Raw genomic sequence first — 16,171 nt, forward strand, 5'->3', positions numbered from 1 at the left:
AGTTAAGGTCGCCCATGGCCCGGCGCATTTCCCGGTCGGCCTGGCGCCGCGCACGTACATAGGCGTCAAAGGTGCTGCGGCCGAATACCAGGTAGGGAATCAGCGTCAGGTAGGGGATAAACAGCAGCGACAATGCCCAGGCAATTGAGCCCTGTGCGGTGCGTACGGTAAGAATGGCGTGGAGGGCGGCGCAAAAGCCCAATATATGGGTTAGCGCTATGAGATAACCGAACAGAGGTGGAATGATCAGGTCCATGCCGGGGTCGCTTGGGCAATGTGCTGACATGCAATGTGCCGTGTGTGGCTGCAACTGTCACCCCTGGTTAGCGTCTACATCCCTGCCGCTATTACCTTTGCGCCGTTACCTACCTGCCAGAAGGACCCTGCCGTATGAAGATCCGCCTCGTTTTCGCCGCTACTGCTGCGCTCTGTATGTCGCCCCTGCTGCAAGCGCAGCAACTGCAACCGGGCTTGTGGGAAATCAATTCGAAAAACCTGCAGGTCAACGGCCAGCAACTGCCCGACCTGCAACTGTTGATGGGTAGCCTACCGCCCGAGCAACGCAAAATGGCCGAGCAGGCGATGGCCAAACAGGGCGTGGCCATGGCCGGCAATGGCGTACGTATGTGCATCACCCCGCAGCAGGCGCAGACCGACAAACTGCCGCTACAAGGTATGCAAGCGGGTTGCTCGCAGCAGATCACCGAGCGCACGCCGCAGATGCTGAAATTCAACGTCAGCTGTCCACAGGGCAAAGGTCAGGGGCAGACCACCTTTTTAAGCGAGCGCGAGTTTGTTACCACGGTCAACGGCACGTTTTTAATGGGTGGCCAGAACCAGCAGGGGCGCATGGAATCGCAAGGCCGTTGGTTGGCGGCAGACTGCTCTAGCTTGCCAAAGCGTCAACCTTAGGCTGATTGCGCGGCGCAATTAAAACGCCAGTTCCACGTGAAACCCCTGGCCACGCTGGCTTACAGCGTTGGCACAGGGGTTTTTTATGCGCGTTTGCAAAATCAGGCTTGCCGGAATTTGAGGTTTAATTGTTATAGTATAACAATTACATCGCCCCCTCCGGATGAGACCTTTGCCATGCATGATCCCCGTTTGCCCGTCACCGTGTTATCCGGCTTTCTTGGCGCCGGTAAAAGCACCTTGCTCAATCACATCTTGCGTAACCGCGAAAACCTGCGGGTGGCGGTGATCGTTAACGACATGAGCGAAATCAACATTGATGGCAGCGAAGTGCAGCGCGATGTCAGCCTGAACCGCGCCGAAGAAAAACTGGTGGAGATGAGCAACGGCTGCATTTGCTGCACCCTGCGTGAAGATTTGCTGGAAGAGGTCAACCGCCTGGCCCGCGATGGCCGTTTTGATTATCTGCTGATTGAGTCCACCGGTATTGCCGAGCCCTTGCCGGTGGCGGAAACCTTCACCTTTCGCGGTGAAGACGGCCTGAGCCTGAGCGATGTGGCGCGGCTGGACACCATGGTCACGGTGGTCGATGGCCTGAATTTTCTCCGCGATTATCAGCAAGCTGAAAGCCTCGCCAGCCGCGGCGAAGTGCTGGGCGAGGACGATGAGCGCTCGATTACCGACCTGCTGATTGAGCAGGTGGAGTTCGCCGACGTCATTCTGATCAGCAAGATCGACCTGATCTCCCGCGAAGACCGCGCCGAGCTGATGGGCATTCTGGCCAGCCTCAATACCCACGCGGAAATCTTGCCGATGGTGATGGGGCAGGTGGCGTTGGGGAAAATCCTCGACACCGGGCGCTTTGACTTTGAGCGCGCTGCCCAGGCGCCGGGCTGGCTTAAAGAACTACGTGGCGAGCATGTGCCGGAAAGTGAGGAATATGGCATTGCCTCGTTTGCCTACCGCGCGCGGCGGCCGTTTCATCCGCAGCGCTTTTACGACTTTATCAACCGCGAATGGAGCAATGGCCGGCTGCTGCGCTCGAAAGGCTTTTTCTGGTTGGCGAGCAAACATCAGGATGCCGGCAGTTGGTCGCAAGCCGGCGGCTTGATGCGCTATGGCTTTGCCGGCCGTTGGTGGCGGCATGTGCCCAAAGAGCAGTGGCCGCAGGATGACGAAGGCGTAGCGACCGTGATGCGTCACTGGAGCGCGGAGGTGGGTGATTGCCGGCAGGAGCTGGTGTTTATCGGGCAGAACATCGACTTTGCCCAGCTTAGCGCTGAGCTGGAGAGCTGCCTGTTAAGCGATGCCGAACTGGCCAGCGGTGTGGAAGGCTGGGCGCATTACGCCGACCCTTTCGGTCCCTGGCACGAAGCCGCCTAGGCTAGCGATCCATCCACACACCACGGTTCTGCTTTTCGCACGCCGGCTTCAGGTAGGCGGCATCAGTAGCTACGCCGTAGTAGTGGATGTCTTGCTGATACGGCGTGCCCGGCACTTTGGCCGAACGGCAGACGCCAAACGAGCCGGCCGGGCATTGCTCGACGTAGTCGACGGTGACTTTTTGGCCTTTGAGCGTGGGTTGGCAGAAGCCGCTGTGGAACAGGTTCGGCGGAATGCTGCGGTTCTGTTGGCAGACTTTTACATCCAGGCGTTCAGCCTGGCTGTGTACCACGCAGGCCTCGGCCAATACCTGGCCCGAAAGCAACAGCAAAAATGGCAACAGCAGTAAGCGCATCAGAGGTCTCCCGGCCAGAAATTTTGCCGGCGACTCTAGCATGTCCGGCTCTGTGCTTGTGCTAGCGCAGGTATAGTCTCCCCTCTCTCGCTTGCGGGCCTCCTGGGCGTGAGGGGCCTTAGCGATCTGCAAACCATCGAATGACGAGAACACCGCCGCATGCTCAGCAATATCCCCACGCACCTGATCGCAGGCTCCCTAGGCGCCGGTAAAACCAGCCTGATTCGCCAGTTGCTGGCGCAACGGCCGGCCGATGAACGCTGGGCAGTGTTGATCAACGAGTTTGGCCAAATTGGGCTGGATGCCGCGCTGCTGACCACCGACGACGATGGCATCGCCATGAGCGAAGTGGCCGGCGGCTGCTTGTGTTGCGTCAATGGCGCACCGTTCCAAATTGGCCTGGCGCGCTTGCTGCGCAAGGCCAAACCGCAGCGGTTGTTTATCGAACCCTCGGGCCTTGGCCACCCCGCCGAGCTGCTCCAGCAACTGCGCGAGCCGCCGTGGGAAGGTGTGTTAGCCGTGCAACCGAGCGTGCTGGTGCTCGACGCCCAGGCGCTGGCAGCAGGCCAACCGTTACCCGATAGCCAGCAAGCGGCGTTGGCGCACGCCGGTTTGCTGGTGCTGAACAAGGCGGAAAATCTTGATGCTGGGGCGCGGGAAAAGATCACCAACGGCCTGCCCCTGCGGCCACTGTTCTGGACTAGCCAGGGCGCGCTGCCGCTAGCCGAATTGCCTGGGCTGACAGCGCAGGCAGGTGCTGCCGATGGCGTGCTCAACCTGGCCGATAACGCCGCCAGCCGGGCCACTGTCTGGCTCGATCCAGGCCAGCCGATCTGCCAAAGCGGCGGTCAGGCGGATGGCTGGAGCATCGGCTGGCGCTGGCACCCGAGCCAGCAGTTCGAGCTGATGCGTATGCAAACCTGGCTAGCCAGCCTGCCCTGGCGCCGCGCCAAGCTGGTGCTGCACTCCAACGCCGGCTGGCTATCGGGCAATGCGCTAAACGCTGAGCCGATCCACTGGCAGAGCAGTGAATGGCGCAAAGATTCGCGGCTGGAATTGATCTTTGCCCAGCCGCAGGACGAGCAGGTTTTAACTGCAGCATTCACGGCCTGTAGGTTGGGTTGAGCGCAGCGAAGCCCAACAGGCCGGCCGGAGGCCGGTGCGTATCGGTTCCCCATTGGGCTGGCCCATTTTTGGGCTTCGCCGTTGGCTCACTCAACGCGGACTGACCCAACCTACGGGGAAAATCGTAAACTCCCGCCCTTGTTTTCCTAGAAGCCTGCACCGATGACTTTCACCCTGCACCCCTGGTCCCACGCCAGCTCGGCCCACTTCACCCTGCGCGGTTGGCACAGTGAACCGAGCGGCAAACCGTTGCTGCATTTCCTCCATGGCAATGGTTTCTGCGGGCGCACGTATGAGCCGATGCTGAAACACTTGGCGGCGGATTTCGATCTGTGGCTGTGCGATGTGCAGGGCCATGGCGACAGCGATCATGGTGGCCGTTTCCATGGGTGGAATCGCAGCGCCGAGTTGGCGGTAGAAGCTTTCGAGGCTGGCCGTGGGCAGTTCGGCGAGGTGCCTACCTACGCGCTGGGCCACAGTTTTGGTGGCGTGCTGAGCAGCCTGATCGTGGCCAAGCACCCCGAGCTGTTTCAGCGCGCGGTGCTGCTCGACCCGGTGTTATTCCCCCCCACCTTGATTGGCGTAATGGCGGTTTCCGAAGTCTTGGGGCTGCACCGCCGGCATACCATGGCGCGTAAGTCGGCGGCGCGGCGCAAGCACTGGCCGGATCGCGCGGCGGCCTACGCCGGGTTGTATGGCCGGGGCACGTTCAGGGGCTGGGAAGACGCGGCGTTGTGGGCCTATGTGGACAACGCGCTGAAAGAGGTGGAAGACGGCGTCGAGTTGAAATGCCGGCCTAGCCGCGAGGCGGAAATCTTCAGTTCCTACCCGCGCCGGCTATGGAGTTCGCTGAGCAAAATTGTCACCCCCACGCAGATTCTCCACGGCCAAGACAGCTATCCGTTTGTGGCCAAGGCGGTGGCGCGGGTGACCGCGCTGAACAGCCATGTACGTGCCCAGGTGGTCGCGGGTGGCCACTGCTTTATGCAGCAAACGCCGCAAGACAGCGCTGAGCGCGTGCGCGAATTTTTGTTGCCGCAGTAGGGTGGCGTACGGTCAGTGCTGCAGCTTGTCGTGCTTGCGCCGCCAGTCACTGAGCTGCACCACTTGGGCGCTGACCCGTTGCGGCACCACGTCGATCACTGAGTCGGGCGCAGCGCTTGGCGTTGCCTCGCCGTCGATCACGGTGCTGTCACCCACCACGCGCTGCGACTCGATAGGCTGGCCGGGCTTTTCCACAAACGGATGGGGTGCCAGTTCGATGCTGCCGACATGCTTGCCAAACATGGTGACGGTGCCGGCATGCCGTTGTTCGCTGGTAACGGTGAACTCAAAGCCGTATACCCGCGCCAGCCGACGGCGCCCTTTGGCGTCCGGCAACAGGGCGATTTTGCGCAGGGCCACGTTGTCGTCGAGCAAGATCACTTCCATGCGCTGGCAGTGCTGCTTCACCCGCTCCAGGGCGCGCTCACGCAACCCATGGGCATGCCATAACCAGGCGGCGCCAGCAGCCAGCAACATCAGCACGAACAGATTGCCCAGGGTCAGCATGGTGGGTGCGCTCCAACGAGAGGGCCAAGCTTACTCGCGTCTGGCCAGGCAACTCCAGCCTGACTTATGACCGTCAGGCGGGTAAGTCGCTGCTCAGGTCGGCGCGGTTGTTTGTAAGCCTAGGCGGTCGAACATGATCCGAGCGATTTCCTGTTCACCCATCACCACCAGATCAGCGCCATGTTCCTGCAGATAGTTAACTTCATCGTCGAAATGGGCGCGGGCGATGATGTCCAGATCGGCGTTGGCGGCGCGGGCGTGAATGGCGATTTGCCCGGCTTCCAGGCCATTGGGAATGGCGATCAGCAACCAGCGCGCCGCCGCCACATTGGCCAGCTCCAGCACTTTGCTGCTGGCCGCATTGCCATGCACCACGCTGTGGCCAACTTCGCGCAATTCCTGGGCTTGGGTACGGTTGTCTTCGATGATTACCAGCGGAACACCGTCAGCGCGTAGCCGTGCACTGATGCGGCTGCCCACCCGGCCATGGCCGATAAGAATGGCGTGGCCGGTTTCGCTGATCGGTTGGAATTCTTCCGGTGCTTCTTCCTCGACCGAGCCAGCCGGCGCGGTGTTTTCGCGCTTGTCGAGCCAGGGTTGAATGCGGTCGATCAGGGTGAACAGCAGCGGGTTGATGACGATGGACAGAATCGCCCCGGCCAGCACCAGGTCACGCGCGCTGTCCGGCACCAAATCCAGGCCAACGCCCAGGCCAATCAAAATAAACGAGAATTCACCGATCTGCGCCAGGCTGGCGGAAATGGTCAGGGCGGTGCTTAGCGGTTTGCCGAATGCCAGCACAATCAGCAACGCTGCCAGCGACTTGCCGAGCACGATAATCGCCAGCGTGGCGAGTACCAGCAGTGGCTCGTTGATCAGCACCATCGGGTTAAACAGCATGCCCACCGAAACGAAAAACAGCACGGCGAAGGCATCGCGCAGCGGCAGCGAATCTTCCGCCGCTTTATGGCTGTATTCCGACTCGTTAAGGATCATGCCGGCGAAGAATGCGCCGAGGGCAAACGACACACCAAACAGCACCGCCGAGCCATAGGCCACGCCCATGGCGATGGCCAGCACGGCCAGGGTAAACAGCTCGCGCGAACCGGTGCCAGCGCTGCGCTCCAGCAGCCACGGAATCACTTTGCCGCCGACCACAATCATCAGCGTGACAAACGCCGCGACCTTGGCCAGGGTAATGCCCAGTTGCAGCCAGATGCCTTCGCTGGGCGCCGCATCATCGCCGCCCAAGACGCCGGCCAGCGCCGGAATCAGCACCAGGGCCAAGACCATCACCAAGTCTTCAACAATCAGCCAACCCACGGCAATTTTGCCCCGGCGGCTGTCGATCAGTTGCCGTGATTCCAAGGCCCGCAGCAGCACCACGGTACTGGCCACCGACAGCGCCAGGCCAAAGATCAAGCCTGCGCCCCACGACCAATCAAGCATCCAGGCCAAGCCCATGCCCATTAGCGTGGCGGCGCCGATTTGCACCAGCGCGCCAGGGATGGCGATGTTTTTCACCGACATCAGGTCTTTCAGGGAGAAGTGCAGACCGACGCCAAACATCAGCAGGATCACGCCGATCTCGGACAGTTCGTTGGAAAGGTCTTTGTCAGCGACAAAGCCTGGAGTAAACGGGCCGACCAGCACGCCAGCCATCAGGTAGCCCACCAGGGGCGACAAGCGCAAGCGATTGGCCAAGGTGCCGAGGATAAATGCCAGCACAAAGCCGGTGGCCAGTGCCGCAATCAGAGGGGTGTGATGAACCATGAAATCTCCCATTTACTGCGCGAAGGGCTGGCCGCAGTGCATGCAGTTTGGCCAGTCTGGAGCAATGCGCTGCGAAGGCTTGGGCTGGAGGGGAGGCAGCTCAAGGATAGCGTAGGTCGGCGTGCGCAGTGCGGGCCACAGTCTAACGCAGCGAATGTGCCAGATCGGGCGCGATGTGCGGGGCATTATTAAACAGGATATGTATCTGCCGTCCTTCCCGCGCAGGCGCGAATCCAGAGTCTGGCGTCGTGCTTACATCTCGCACGTATCGAGATTCTGGGTCCCCGCCTACGGCACGTCGTCGCGAATTTCTTGGTAGCGGCGCTCCAGCTCCTGGCGCAAGTCACGGCGTTGCTGGGCTTGTCTTACGCGGCGCTTTTCATCGGCTGTTTGCGGTTCCAGAGGCTGCACCACGGTAGGTTTGCCGTCGTCGCCTACTGCCACCATGGTGAAAAAGCAGCTGTTGGTATGACGCACCGAGCGCTCGCGAATATTCTCGGTCACCACCTTTACGCCAATTTCCATTGACGTACGGCCGGTGTAGTTCACCGAGGCGAGAAAGGTCACCAGTTCGCCAACATGCACCGGCTCACGAAATATCACCTGGTCCACCGACAGCGTTACCACATAGGTGCCGGCATAGCGGCTGGCGCAGGCAAAGGCCACTTCGTCGAGGTATTTGAGTAGCGTGCCGCCGTGCACATTGCCGGAGAAATTGGCCATGTCGGGGGTCATCAGGACGGTCATCGTCAGTTGGGAGTTTCCGGGTTCCATGGTCGACTCGTGTGGCTTGCGAAAAGGAGGTGCAGCAACCCTAGCGGTTGGCACCGACGGGCGCTTGTTGCCATTGGCTATTGGAACGATGCACAGCAATAGCGCGTCACGCCGGTATGCGCCATGGGTGGGCAAAAAAATAGGCAAAAGCGCGGCCGTCTAGCGGGTGCCGGCCATGCTCCGCGCGCGGCAGGCTGGCTGCTCTTCGCTGAGATCGCTGGCGCTGCATGCCAGCCCGTATTGTTGCCGCAACGCCGCCAGTTCGCCGGCATGTTGTTCCAGAAAACGATTGAACTGCTGCAGCAGGTGCGGCTTGTTGACGGTGCTCAGGTGATAGCTGGTGCGTTGCAGCGGCAGACTTGGGTCGGCCAATAGGCGCTCGTTTGGTTGGCCAAGCTTGTGTAATTGCAGACGCACCACTTCCGGGTTGGCGTATATCGCGTCGATGCGCCCGCGCAGGGCCATGCGAATTAATCCGGTGATGTCGTTGGCCTCCAGCAGCTGCACGTCGTTGGCCGCCAGCGGCGCCGCCCATGCCTGCGGGGTAAACCCGCGGACTGTGCCAAGCCGTTTTACCGCCTTTGCCCCCAAGCCCAGGCGTTCATGCAGCACCAACGTGGCGTCCACCACATTGATGGCGGCATGGCTGTAATGCAGACGGCGGTCGCCTTTGAGATCGCGCGACCACTGCGGGTTGTCGGGGAAGATCAGGTCGAGGTTTTCGGTATTTAGCAAGTCGTGGTGCAGGCGATTGAGCGGCCGTGGCAGCAGTTCCAACGTCAGGTTTTGCTCGGCGGCGAAGCGCTGCAATAGGTCTACCGCGTAACCTTCTACCGGCTGCCCAGGCTGAGCCCGGAAGTAGGGCAGGTAGTCGTGGCTCTCAATACCGACGCGCAGCGTTTCGGCCTGGGCTTGGCCCACGCTCAGCAACGCAATAAGCAACAACACATACCGCATACAGCTACCCCGTCAGGCAGTGGTCAGATACCAACGCCAATCTTGCTCGCCTACCTCACCCATAAACGCTCGGTACTCGGTGTACTTGATCGCCAAATACACCTTCACGTACACCTCACCCAACGCCTCTTTCGCCCATTGCGATTGCTCCAGTGCTTTTAGTGCAGTCAGCCAGTCCGTAGGCAGAAACTCGGTAGCCTGGGCGTAGCCATTGCCAGTGATCGGCGCGCCGGGGTCGAGCTGTTGGCGAATACCGTGCTGAATACCGGCCAGAATCGCTGCCGCCGCCAGATAGGGGTTGGCGTCGGCGCCGCAAATGCGGTGTTCGATATGCCGGCTATTGGCCGGCCCGCCCGGTACGCGCAGTGACACGGTGCGGTTGTTAATGCCCCAGGTCAGCGCCAGCGGTGCATAGCTGTTGGCCTGGAAACGGCGGAACGAGTTGGCGTTGGGGCAGAACAGCGCCAGCGAATCCAGCAGGGTCGCCATCATGCCGCCGATGGAGTGACGCAGCAGCGGCGTGCCGGCCGGGTCTTCACTGGCATACAGGTTGTTGCCGTCGGCATCAGCGAGGCTGACGTGCATATGCATGCCGGTGCCGGCCAGGTCGCCAAACGGCTTGGCCATAAAACAGGCTTGCAGCCCATGTTTGTTGGCCACGCCTTTGACCAGGCGTTTGTAGCGCACGCCTTCGTCGATGGCTTGCAGGGCATCGAAGCGGTGTTCGAGGGTGATTTCAACCTGCCCCGGCGCGTATTCGGAAATCGCCGTACGTGCCGGCAGGCCCTGGGCTTCGCAGGCGTCATACAGGTCGTTAAGGAACGGCTGCAGTTGTTCCAGCTCATACACGCCATACACCTGGGTGGCGTGCGGCCGCGCACCGTTAGCCTGACGCGCCGGCAGCGGTCGACCGTTCTCGCCGCGTTCGCGGTCGAGCAGGTAGAACTCCAATTCCACGGCCATCACCGGGTGGTAGCCCTCGGCTTTCAGGCTGTCGATCACCTTGATCAGCACATGGCGGGGGTCGGCGACGGTGGCGGGCAGGCCCTGTTGCGGGTGCATGCTCACTTGCACCTGGCCGGTGGGCCGCTCGCGCCAGGGTTGCAGGGTCAGGCTGCCGGCCAGCGGGTAGGTCCAGCAATCAGCGTCACCCACTTCCCAAACCAGGCCGGTGTCTTCCACATCGTCGCCATTGATGGTCAGGCCGAGGATGGTGCTCGGCAGCGGCCGGCCGTTGGCGTACATGGCCAGCAGCTCGTCGCGGTGCAACAGCTTGCCGCGCGGCACGCCGTTGCTGTCGATGATAAACAACTCAATGCTGCGCACCTGCGGGTTGGCGGCGAGAAAGTCGTGGGCTTCCTGAATATCGGCGAAGGCCATGGCGGGGGTTACCTGTCTGTTTCGCGAGAACCGGGCAGAGCCAGCAGTTCGCTAAGGGCTTGGTCGAGGGTGCTAAGCAGGCGGTCGACGTCGGCCTCGGTGGTGTCCGGGCAGCACAAGGTCATGTTGTGGAACGGGGTGATCAGGATGCCGCGGTTGATCAGGTACAGGTGCAGGGCCATTTGCAGTTCGTCATGGAACGCCGCTTCGGCTTCGGCGCCGGTGCTGGGCAAGCGCGAGCAGAATTGGAATTCGCACCGCGCACCCAATTGGGTAACGGACCAGGCCAGTTGATGTTTACCGATCAAGGCGGAAAAGCCCGAGGCCAGTCGCTCGGCCAGCGGCAACATATGGGCGTAGGCGGCGTCGGTCATCACCTCTTCGAGGTTGACGCGCATGCAGTGCATGGCCAGCGCGTTGGCTGAAAGCGTGGTGCCCATTCCACTATGGCCATGGGCCTGGCCGTGACTGCTGGCGCGGGTGCGGGCCTCGAACATTGCTTGCGCCATGGCCGCCGTGCAGCCGTACACCGAGCAGGGCACACCGCCAGCGATGGGTTTGCCGAGGGTGATGAAGTCTGGCTCCAGCGTCCACACCTGGGTGCAGCCGCCGGGACCGGTGGAGATGGTGTGGGTTTCGTCGATAATCAGCAGGGTGCCGTAGCGGCGGGTCAGTTCGCGCAGTTTGGCCAGGTAGCCGGGAGCGGGCAGCACCATGCCGATATTGGTCATCGCCGGTTCGCACAACACGGCGGCGACATCCTTGGTTTTTAGCGCCGCTTCCAGTGCGTCGAGGTCATTGAACGGCACGCTGCGGCTGTGTTCGGTGAGGTCATACGCTTGGCCCAGCAGGCCGGGGCGGTGCACGGTGCGACCCTCCTGGTAGCGCACCATGACGTCGTCGACGGTGCCGTGGTAGCAGCCATCAAATACCAGCAGGGTTTTGCGTTGGGTGATGGCGCGAGCCCAACGCACGACGAAGCGGTTGGCGTCGGTAGCGGTGGTTGCCACTTGCCAATAGGGCAGGCCGAAGCGCTGGGCCAGCAGTTCGCCGACGACCACGGCGTCTTCGCCCGGCAGCATGGTGGTCAGGCCATTGGCGCCTTGTTCGGCCAGGGCGCGGGCGATGGGGGCAGGGGAGTGGCCGAACATACTGCCGGTGTCACCAAGGCAGAAATCCACGTACTCATGGCCATCGACATCGTAGAAACGTGCCCCCTGCGCGCGGCTGACAAACAGCGGCGAGGGCGTCGACCAATCGCTCATCCAATGCATCGGCACACCGCCAAACAGCGAGCCGCGAGCACGTTCGGCCAAGGCTACGGAATTGGGGTTGTGCTGGAGAAAGTGCGCCCGTTCGCGGGCGGAAAATTCGGCAATTGCGCGATCACTGATGCCACTGGTGGTCATAACAGACATCCTGTTCAAATTCTCACACATCCTGTTTTGTGATCACAGTTATGTCAAGGCCTGGTATTAAGGGGCGTTTTTGCTAGTATCAGGAAAGTTTGTGATCACAAAGAGATCGCCATGAGCGAGAGAACCTGGCAAGGACAAGTGGCATTGATCAGCGGCGCCGGCAGTGCCGAGGGCATTGGTTTTGCCATCGCCCGGCGCTTGGGACGCGAAGGTGTGCGAGTGTTATTGACCGCCAGTAGCGAGCGGGTTCAGCAGCGTGCGGATGAGCTTGTCGCCGCGGGAATAGAGGCCCGCGCAGCATGGGCCGACCTGACCGACGAAGCGCAGGTGGAATCCCTCGCGGAATGGGCGCTGGAGCAATGGGGGCATGTCGATATTCTGATCAACAACGCCGGCATGGCCCAACTGGGCAGCGCTGAGCCCTTCGCTGAGGTGGCACTGATGGACCTGGCCACCTGGAACCTCTCCCTGGCGCGCAACCTGACCAGCGCCTTTCTCCTTACCCGCGCCCTGCTGCCGAATATGCAAGCGCAAGGCTACGGCCGCATCGTCAATATCAGTTCCACCACCGGCACCCGTGGCAGTAACCGTGGTGAAGCGGCCTACAGTGCCGCCAAGGCCGGCATGCTCGGCATGAATATGGGTCTGGCCCTGGAAGTGGCCCAACAAGGCATCACCGTTAATAGCGTGGCGCCTGGCTGGATTGCCACCGGCTCCAGCACAGAAGAAGAACACCACGCCGCCACGTACACCCCGCTCGGCCGTGCCGGGCAGCCCGCCGAGGTCGCCGCAGCCGTGGCGTTTTTGGCATCCCCTGAAGCCAGCTATATCACCGGCGAAGTGCTGGTGGTGGACGGTGGCAATTGTCTGATCGAAAACAAGGCACCTTAACCATGACCCACGACTGCAGCCTCACCCTTAATCAACTGCCGGCACCGCCGGTAGCGGCCGAGTAACACGCCCATGGCCGAGAACCTCCAAGACCTGCTCTACCAACAACTGCGCGCCGGCCTGCTTTCCGGGCAATTCAAACCTGGCGAGCGCCTGAAAATCCGTGACCTGGCCAGCGCCCTGGGCACCAGCCCGATGCCCGTGCGCGCTGCCCTGCAACGCCTGGTCGCCGAAGGCGCATTGGAAGGCGAGCCGCAGCGCTCCCTGCGTGTGCCGGCCATGACCCGCGAACGTTTTCTGCATATTTTCCAAGTGCGCCTGGCCCTCGAAGGGCTGGCCGTAGAGACCGCCGCCAGCCAGCTTACGGCTGCTGATATGCGTGTTCTTGAAGGCTGTGTCGAGCGCATGGAGGGCGCCTTGGAACGCCGCGATGTGCAGGGCTACTTAAATGACAACAGCCAGTTTCACCTGACCCTCTACAGCGCCTGCGGCAATCCGATTTTGCTGCGTCAGATCGAAAGCCTGTGGCTGCAGGTGGGGCCGTTTTTCAACCGGCTATTTACTGAAGCGGACCTGTCGCTGCGCCTTAACGACTTCCATGACGACACCTTGAAAGCGCTGCAAGTCGGTGACGGCAAAGCGGCGCGGCTGGCCATGGAGCAAGACCTGACCTACTTCGGCAATTTCCTGCTTAATCTGCTGGATCTGGAAAGCATTCAGAACCAGGCGCGCGGCTGAACTGTTTCATTCTATTGCTCCCGCCCAGAGCCTCTGGGCGACAGTGATATCGTCGGATTTTTCCACGTAGGGTGTGCTGTGCGCACCACAGTGCTATCCGATGCATCGCATGCTGCGCACAGCACACCCTACGCGTCGCAAAACAAGGAGTCCGACGCCCATGCATGCCATCAGCTTTATTCAGGATCTGGCCGTGATCATGTTGGTGGCGGGCATCGTCACCATCCTCTTTCACCGTTTTAAACAGCCGGTGGTGCTGGGCTATATCGTTGCCGGTTTTATTATCGGCCCGCACACGCCGCCGTTCGGTTTGATTCACGACGAGCAAACGATCAAAACCCTGGCCGAGCTCGGGGTGATCTTTTTAATGTTCTGCCTGGGCCTGGAATTCAGCTTGCGCAAGCTGTTCAAGGTTGGCGCCACGGCGTTTATCGCGGCGTTTCTGGAAATTGTGCTGATGATCTGGATTGGCTTCGAGATCGGCAGCTACTTTGGCTGGAGCACCATGGACTCGCTGTTCCTTGGCGCCATTCTGGCCATCTCGTCCACCACCATCATCGTCAAAGCCCTGGGCGACTTGAAGATGAAAAACGAGCGCTTCGCCCAGCTGATTTTTGGCGTACTGATCGTTGAAGACATCCTCGGCATCGGCATTATCGCCCTGCTGTCCGGCATTGCCTTGAGCGGCAGCGTCGAGACCGGCGAGGTATTCGCCACCGTCGGCAAACTCAGCCTGTTTATGATTGTCGCCCTGGTGGTGGGCATTTTGCTGGTGCCGCGCCTGCTGGCTTACGTGGCCAAATTTGAAAGCAACGAGATGCTCTTGGTTACCGTGCTGGGCCTGTGCTTTGGCTTCTGCCTGCTGGTGGTCAAGTTGGAATACAGCATGGTGCTCGGCGCCTTTTTGATTGGCGCGATCATGGCCGAGTCGCGCCAACTGGTGCAGATCGAACGCCTGGTGGAGCCGGTGCGCGATATGTTCAGTGCCATCTTCTTTGTTGCCATTGGCCTGATGATCGACCCCGCGGTGTTGGTGGAATATGCCTGGCCGATTGTGGTGATCACCTTCGCTGTGGTGGTCGGCAAAGTGCTGTCGTGCAGCATTGGTGCTTTTATCGCCGGCAACGATGGCCGCACCTCGCTGCGCGTCGGTATGGGCCTGTCACAGATCGGCGAGTTCTCTTTTATCATCGCCGCACTGGGCATCACCTTGCAGGTGACCAGCGACTTCCTCTACCCCGTGGCCGTGGCCGTTTCAGCGTTAACTACGCTGCTGACGCCCTACCTGATTCGCGCCGCCGACCCGCTTTCCAACACGCTTGCGCACGTGGTGCCACAGCCGGTGGCGCGGGTATTTGGCATGTATGGCGAATGGCTGCGCAGCATTCAGCCGCAGGGCGAAAGCGCGGTGCTGGCGGCGATGATCCGGCGGATCTTGCTGCAGGTCGGCGTCAACCTGGCGCTGGTGGTGGCGATCTTCTTTGTCAGTGCCTTTTTCGCTGACCGCCTGGCGCTGCACCTGAGTGACTGGGTGCAAGCAGCCAACTTGCAAAAAGGCCTGATCTGGGGCGCGGCCTTGCTGTTGTCACTGCCGTTCCTGATCGCCGCGTACCGCAAGCTCAAAGCGCTGTCGATGCTGCTGGCGGAAATGGGCGTGAAAGCTGAGATGGCTGGGCGCCACACGGCGCGGGTGCGCAAGGTAGTGGCCGAACTGATTCCGGCGCTGTCGCTGGTGGTGATAATGCTGCTGCTGATGGCGCTGTCGGCGAGCATTTTGCCGACGCTGGAGTTGCTGCTGCTGATCGCCCTGTTGGCGGCGGGCATCAGCGCCTTGCTCTGGCGCTGGTTGATCCGCGTGCATACGCGGATGCAGATCGCGTTGTTGGAAACCCTGGAACAGCGCGATCCACACTAGATACCGTAGGCTGCGCGCACCCTCGCGATTGACCCGATATCGCCATGGTGCGCACAGCACACCGTACGCCGCGACGCGGTTTAGCTTTCCAGCCACACCTCACGCGCCCATTTCCATACCGAGTCCCAGCTTTCGTCGGTGAGGTCTTCTTCGTCGCCATCCCATCGCAACACGGTGCCGTCGAGTTCGACGCAATAGTAGTTACCGTTGTCTTCGCACAGCGGAATCAGCTCGCGCGGTACGCCCAGCGACCAGGCCACCGAGGCCACTTCTGGCAGGTAGGTATGGGATTGCGGATCGGTGACGGTGACCGGCTCCAGACGTCCGTACACCACGTCGCTGACCTTAAGCAGAAACTCGCGGAATTCGAAGGGGATGCTGATCAGCAGTTGCTCTTCAATCTCCACCAACAACTCTTCGTCCGGCAGCTCAAGCGGTACCGGTACCTTCTCGTTGAGTTCACGCAGCTCGTCGATAACTTCTTCCATGGCTGGCTCCTCTGGGCTTTGTAAGGGTGGGATTTATACAGTAGCTGGGCATAAGAAAAAAACTATATGACGCATACGCTTCGTAGGGTGCGCTGCACGCACCCAGCAAATTCGTGTCATTCGTTTGGGTGCGCACAGCACACCTTACGGGTAAAAACGAAAAACCCGGGCAAGCCCGGGTTTTTGCTAGTGCAGTCAGCGCGGTTAGCTGTTCTGACGAATACCGGCCACCAGCCACGGTGCGTTCTCGCCGTTGGCGCGCTCCATGCGCCAGCTTTCGCTAAACGCCTCGCCTTGGTCAAAGCGCGAGGTTTTGACGATGCCGCTAAAGGTCAGGGTGGCGACGGTTTTGTCGGCCAACTCGTCGATACCGTCCAACTGTGCATGCAGCTCTTCCACGTAGGTGGACTGGAAGCCGTCGCCCAAATCGGCGCGTTCGGTTTTCAGGAAGCTGAGCATCTGCGGGGTAACGAACTCGGCGATCTTGTCCATTTCCGCCGCGTCCCAGTGC

General features: G+C 61.0%; 15 protein-coding genes and 2 pseudogenes. 7 read left to right on the forward strand and 10 right to left on the reverse strand.

Annotated features, from left to right (window positions below; translation table 11 throughout):
- On the reverse strand, positions 1-256 hold a 256-nt coding region (locus AAAB16_RS25870), incomplete at its 3' end, for a PLDc N-terminal domain-containing protein (RefSeq protein WP_340665959.1).
- A gap of 134 nt (positions 257-390) precedes the next feature.
- On the opposite strand from AAAB16_RS25870, the gene AAAB16_RS25875 reads away from it, so the two are divergent.
- The gene (locus AAAB16_RS25875) at positions 391-912 is read left to right on the forward strand and encodes a DUF3617 domain-containing protein (protein ID WP_340665945.1); all 522 of its coding nucleotides are present in this window, start codon (positions 391-393) and stop codon (positions 910-912) included.
- Between the two features lie 177 nt (positions 913-1,089).
- Positions 1,090-2,295: a zinc metallochaperone GTPase ZigA gene (gene zigA, locus AAAB16_RS25880; protein ID WP_340665946.1), complete on the forward strand. Its 1,206-nt coding sequence runs from the start codon at positions 1,090-1,092 to the stop codon at positions 2,293-2,295.
- A gap of 1 nt (position 2,296) precedes the next feature.
- On the opposite strand, the gene AAAB16_RS25885 is transcribed toward zigA, so the two are convergent.
- Positions 2,297-2,650, reverse strand: coding sequence for an NADH:ubiquinone oxidoreductase (locus tag AAAB16_RS25885; RefSeq protein WP_340665947.1), 354 nt, complete (start codon positions 2,648-2,650; stop codon positions 2,297-2,299).
- 159 nt (positions 2,651-2,809) lie between these two features.
- Between AAAB16_RS25885 and AAAB16_RS25890 the strand changes: the two genes are divergently transcribed.
- Both AAAB16_RS25890 and AAAB16_RS25895 read left to right on the forward strand, forming a co-directional pair.
- A complete protein-coding gene (locus tag AAAB16_RS25890) occupies positions 2,810-3,775 on the forward strand; it encodes a CobW-like GTP-binding protein (protein ID WP_340665948.1) in 966 nt (321 codons plus the stop codon).
- Between the two features lie 162 nt (positions 3,776-3,937).
- Complete coding sequence (locus AAAB16_RS25895) at positions 3,938-4,819, forward strand: alpha/beta hydrolase (protein ID WP_340665949.1); 882 nt, start codon at positions 3,938-3,940, stop codon at positions 4,817-4,819.
- A 183-nt stretch (positions 4,820-5,002) separates the two neighbouring features.
- On the opposite strand, the pseudogene AAAB16_RS25900 reads toward AAAB16_RS25895, so the two are convergent.
- From AAAB16_RS25900 to AAAB16_RS25925, 6 genes and pseudogenes are all read right to left on the reverse strand, one after another.
- Positions 5,003-5,326: pseudogene (locus tag AAAB16_RS25900) on the reverse strand (DUF3301 domain-containing protein); the annotation flags it as partial.
- 93 nt (positions 5,327-5,419) lie between these two features.
- Entirely contained in the window at positions 5,420-7,099 is a 1,680-nt protein-coding gene (gene ybaL, locus AAAB16_RS25905; protein ID WP_340665950.1) for a YbaL family putative K(+) efflux transporter, read from the reverse strand.
- 288 nt (positions 7,100-7,387) lie between these two features.
- A complete protein-coding gene (locus tag AAAB16_RS25910; RefSeq protein WP_340665951.1) occupies positions 7,388-7,873 on the reverse strand; it encodes an acyl-CoA thioesterase in 486 nt (161 codons plus the stop codon).
- A gap of 159 nt (positions 7,874-8,032) precedes the next feature.
- A complete protein-coding gene (locus tag AAAB16_RS25915) occupies positions 8,033-8,830 on the reverse strand; it encodes a transporter substrate-binding domain-containing protein (protein ID WP_340665952.1) in 798 nt (265 codons plus the stop codon).
- 12 nt (positions 8,831-8,842) lie between these two features.
- Positions 8,843-10,210: a glutamine synthetase family protein gene (locus AAAB16_RS25920; protein ID WP_340665953.1), complete on the reverse strand. Its 1,368-nt coding sequence runs from the start codon at positions 10,208-10,210 to the stop codon at positions 8,843-8,845.
- 8 nt (positions 10,211-10,218) lie between these two features.
- The gene (locus AAAB16_RS25925) at positions 10,219-11,619 is read right to left on the reverse strand and encodes an aspartate aminotransferase family protein (protein ID WP_340665954.1); all 1,401 of its coding nucleotides are present in this window, start codon (positions 11,617-11,619) and stop codon (positions 10,219-10,221) included.
- 120 nt (positions 11,620-11,739) lie between these two features.
- On the opposite strand from AAAB16_RS25925, the gene AAAB16_RS25930 reads away from it, so the two are divergent.
- From AAAB16_RS25930 to AAAB16_RS25940, 3 genes are all read left to right on the forward strand, one after another.
- Positions 11,740-12,519 (forward strand): SDR family NAD(P)-dependent oxidoreductase, encoded by a 780-nt coding sequence (locus tag AAAB16_RS25930; protein ID WP_340665955.1) that lies wholly within the window; start codon positions 11,740-11,742, stop codon positions 12,517-12,519.
- A gap of 72 nt (positions 12,520-12,591) precedes the next feature.
- Positions 12,592-13,257, forward strand: coding sequence for a GntR family transcriptional regulator (locus AAAB16_RS25935; protein WP_340665956.1), 666 nt, complete (start codon positions 12,592-12,594; stop codon positions 13,255-13,257).
- Between the two features lie 160 nt (positions 13,258-13,417).
- The gene (locus tag AAAB16_RS25940; protein WP_340665957.1) at positions 13,418-15,172 is read left to right on the forward strand and encodes a cation:proton antiporter; all 1,755 of its coding nucleotides are present in this window, start codon (positions 13,418-13,420) and stop codon (positions 15,170-15,172) included.
- Between the two features lie 80 nt (positions 15,173-15,252).
- On the opposite strand, the gene AAAB16_RS25945 is transcribed toward AAAB16_RS25940, so the two are convergent.
- Both AAAB16_RS25945 and AAAB16_RS25950 read right to left on the reverse strand, forming a co-directional pair.
- Positions 15,253-15,660: an SMI1/KNR4 family protein gene (locus AAAB16_RS25945; protein WP_340665958.1), complete on the reverse strand. Its 408-nt coding sequence runs from the start codon at positions 15,658-15,660 to the stop codon at positions 15,253-15,255.
- 204 nt (positions 15,661-15,864) lie between these two features.
- A pseudogene (locus AAAB16_RS25950) lies at positions 15,865-16,171 on the reverse strand (hypothetical protein); the annotation flags it as partial.

It is taken from the genome of Pseudomonas sp. (assembly GCF_037994325.1).
Taxonomy (GTDB): Bacteria; Pseudomonadota; Gammaproteobacteria; order Pseudomonadales; family Pseudomonadaceae; genus Aquipseudomonas.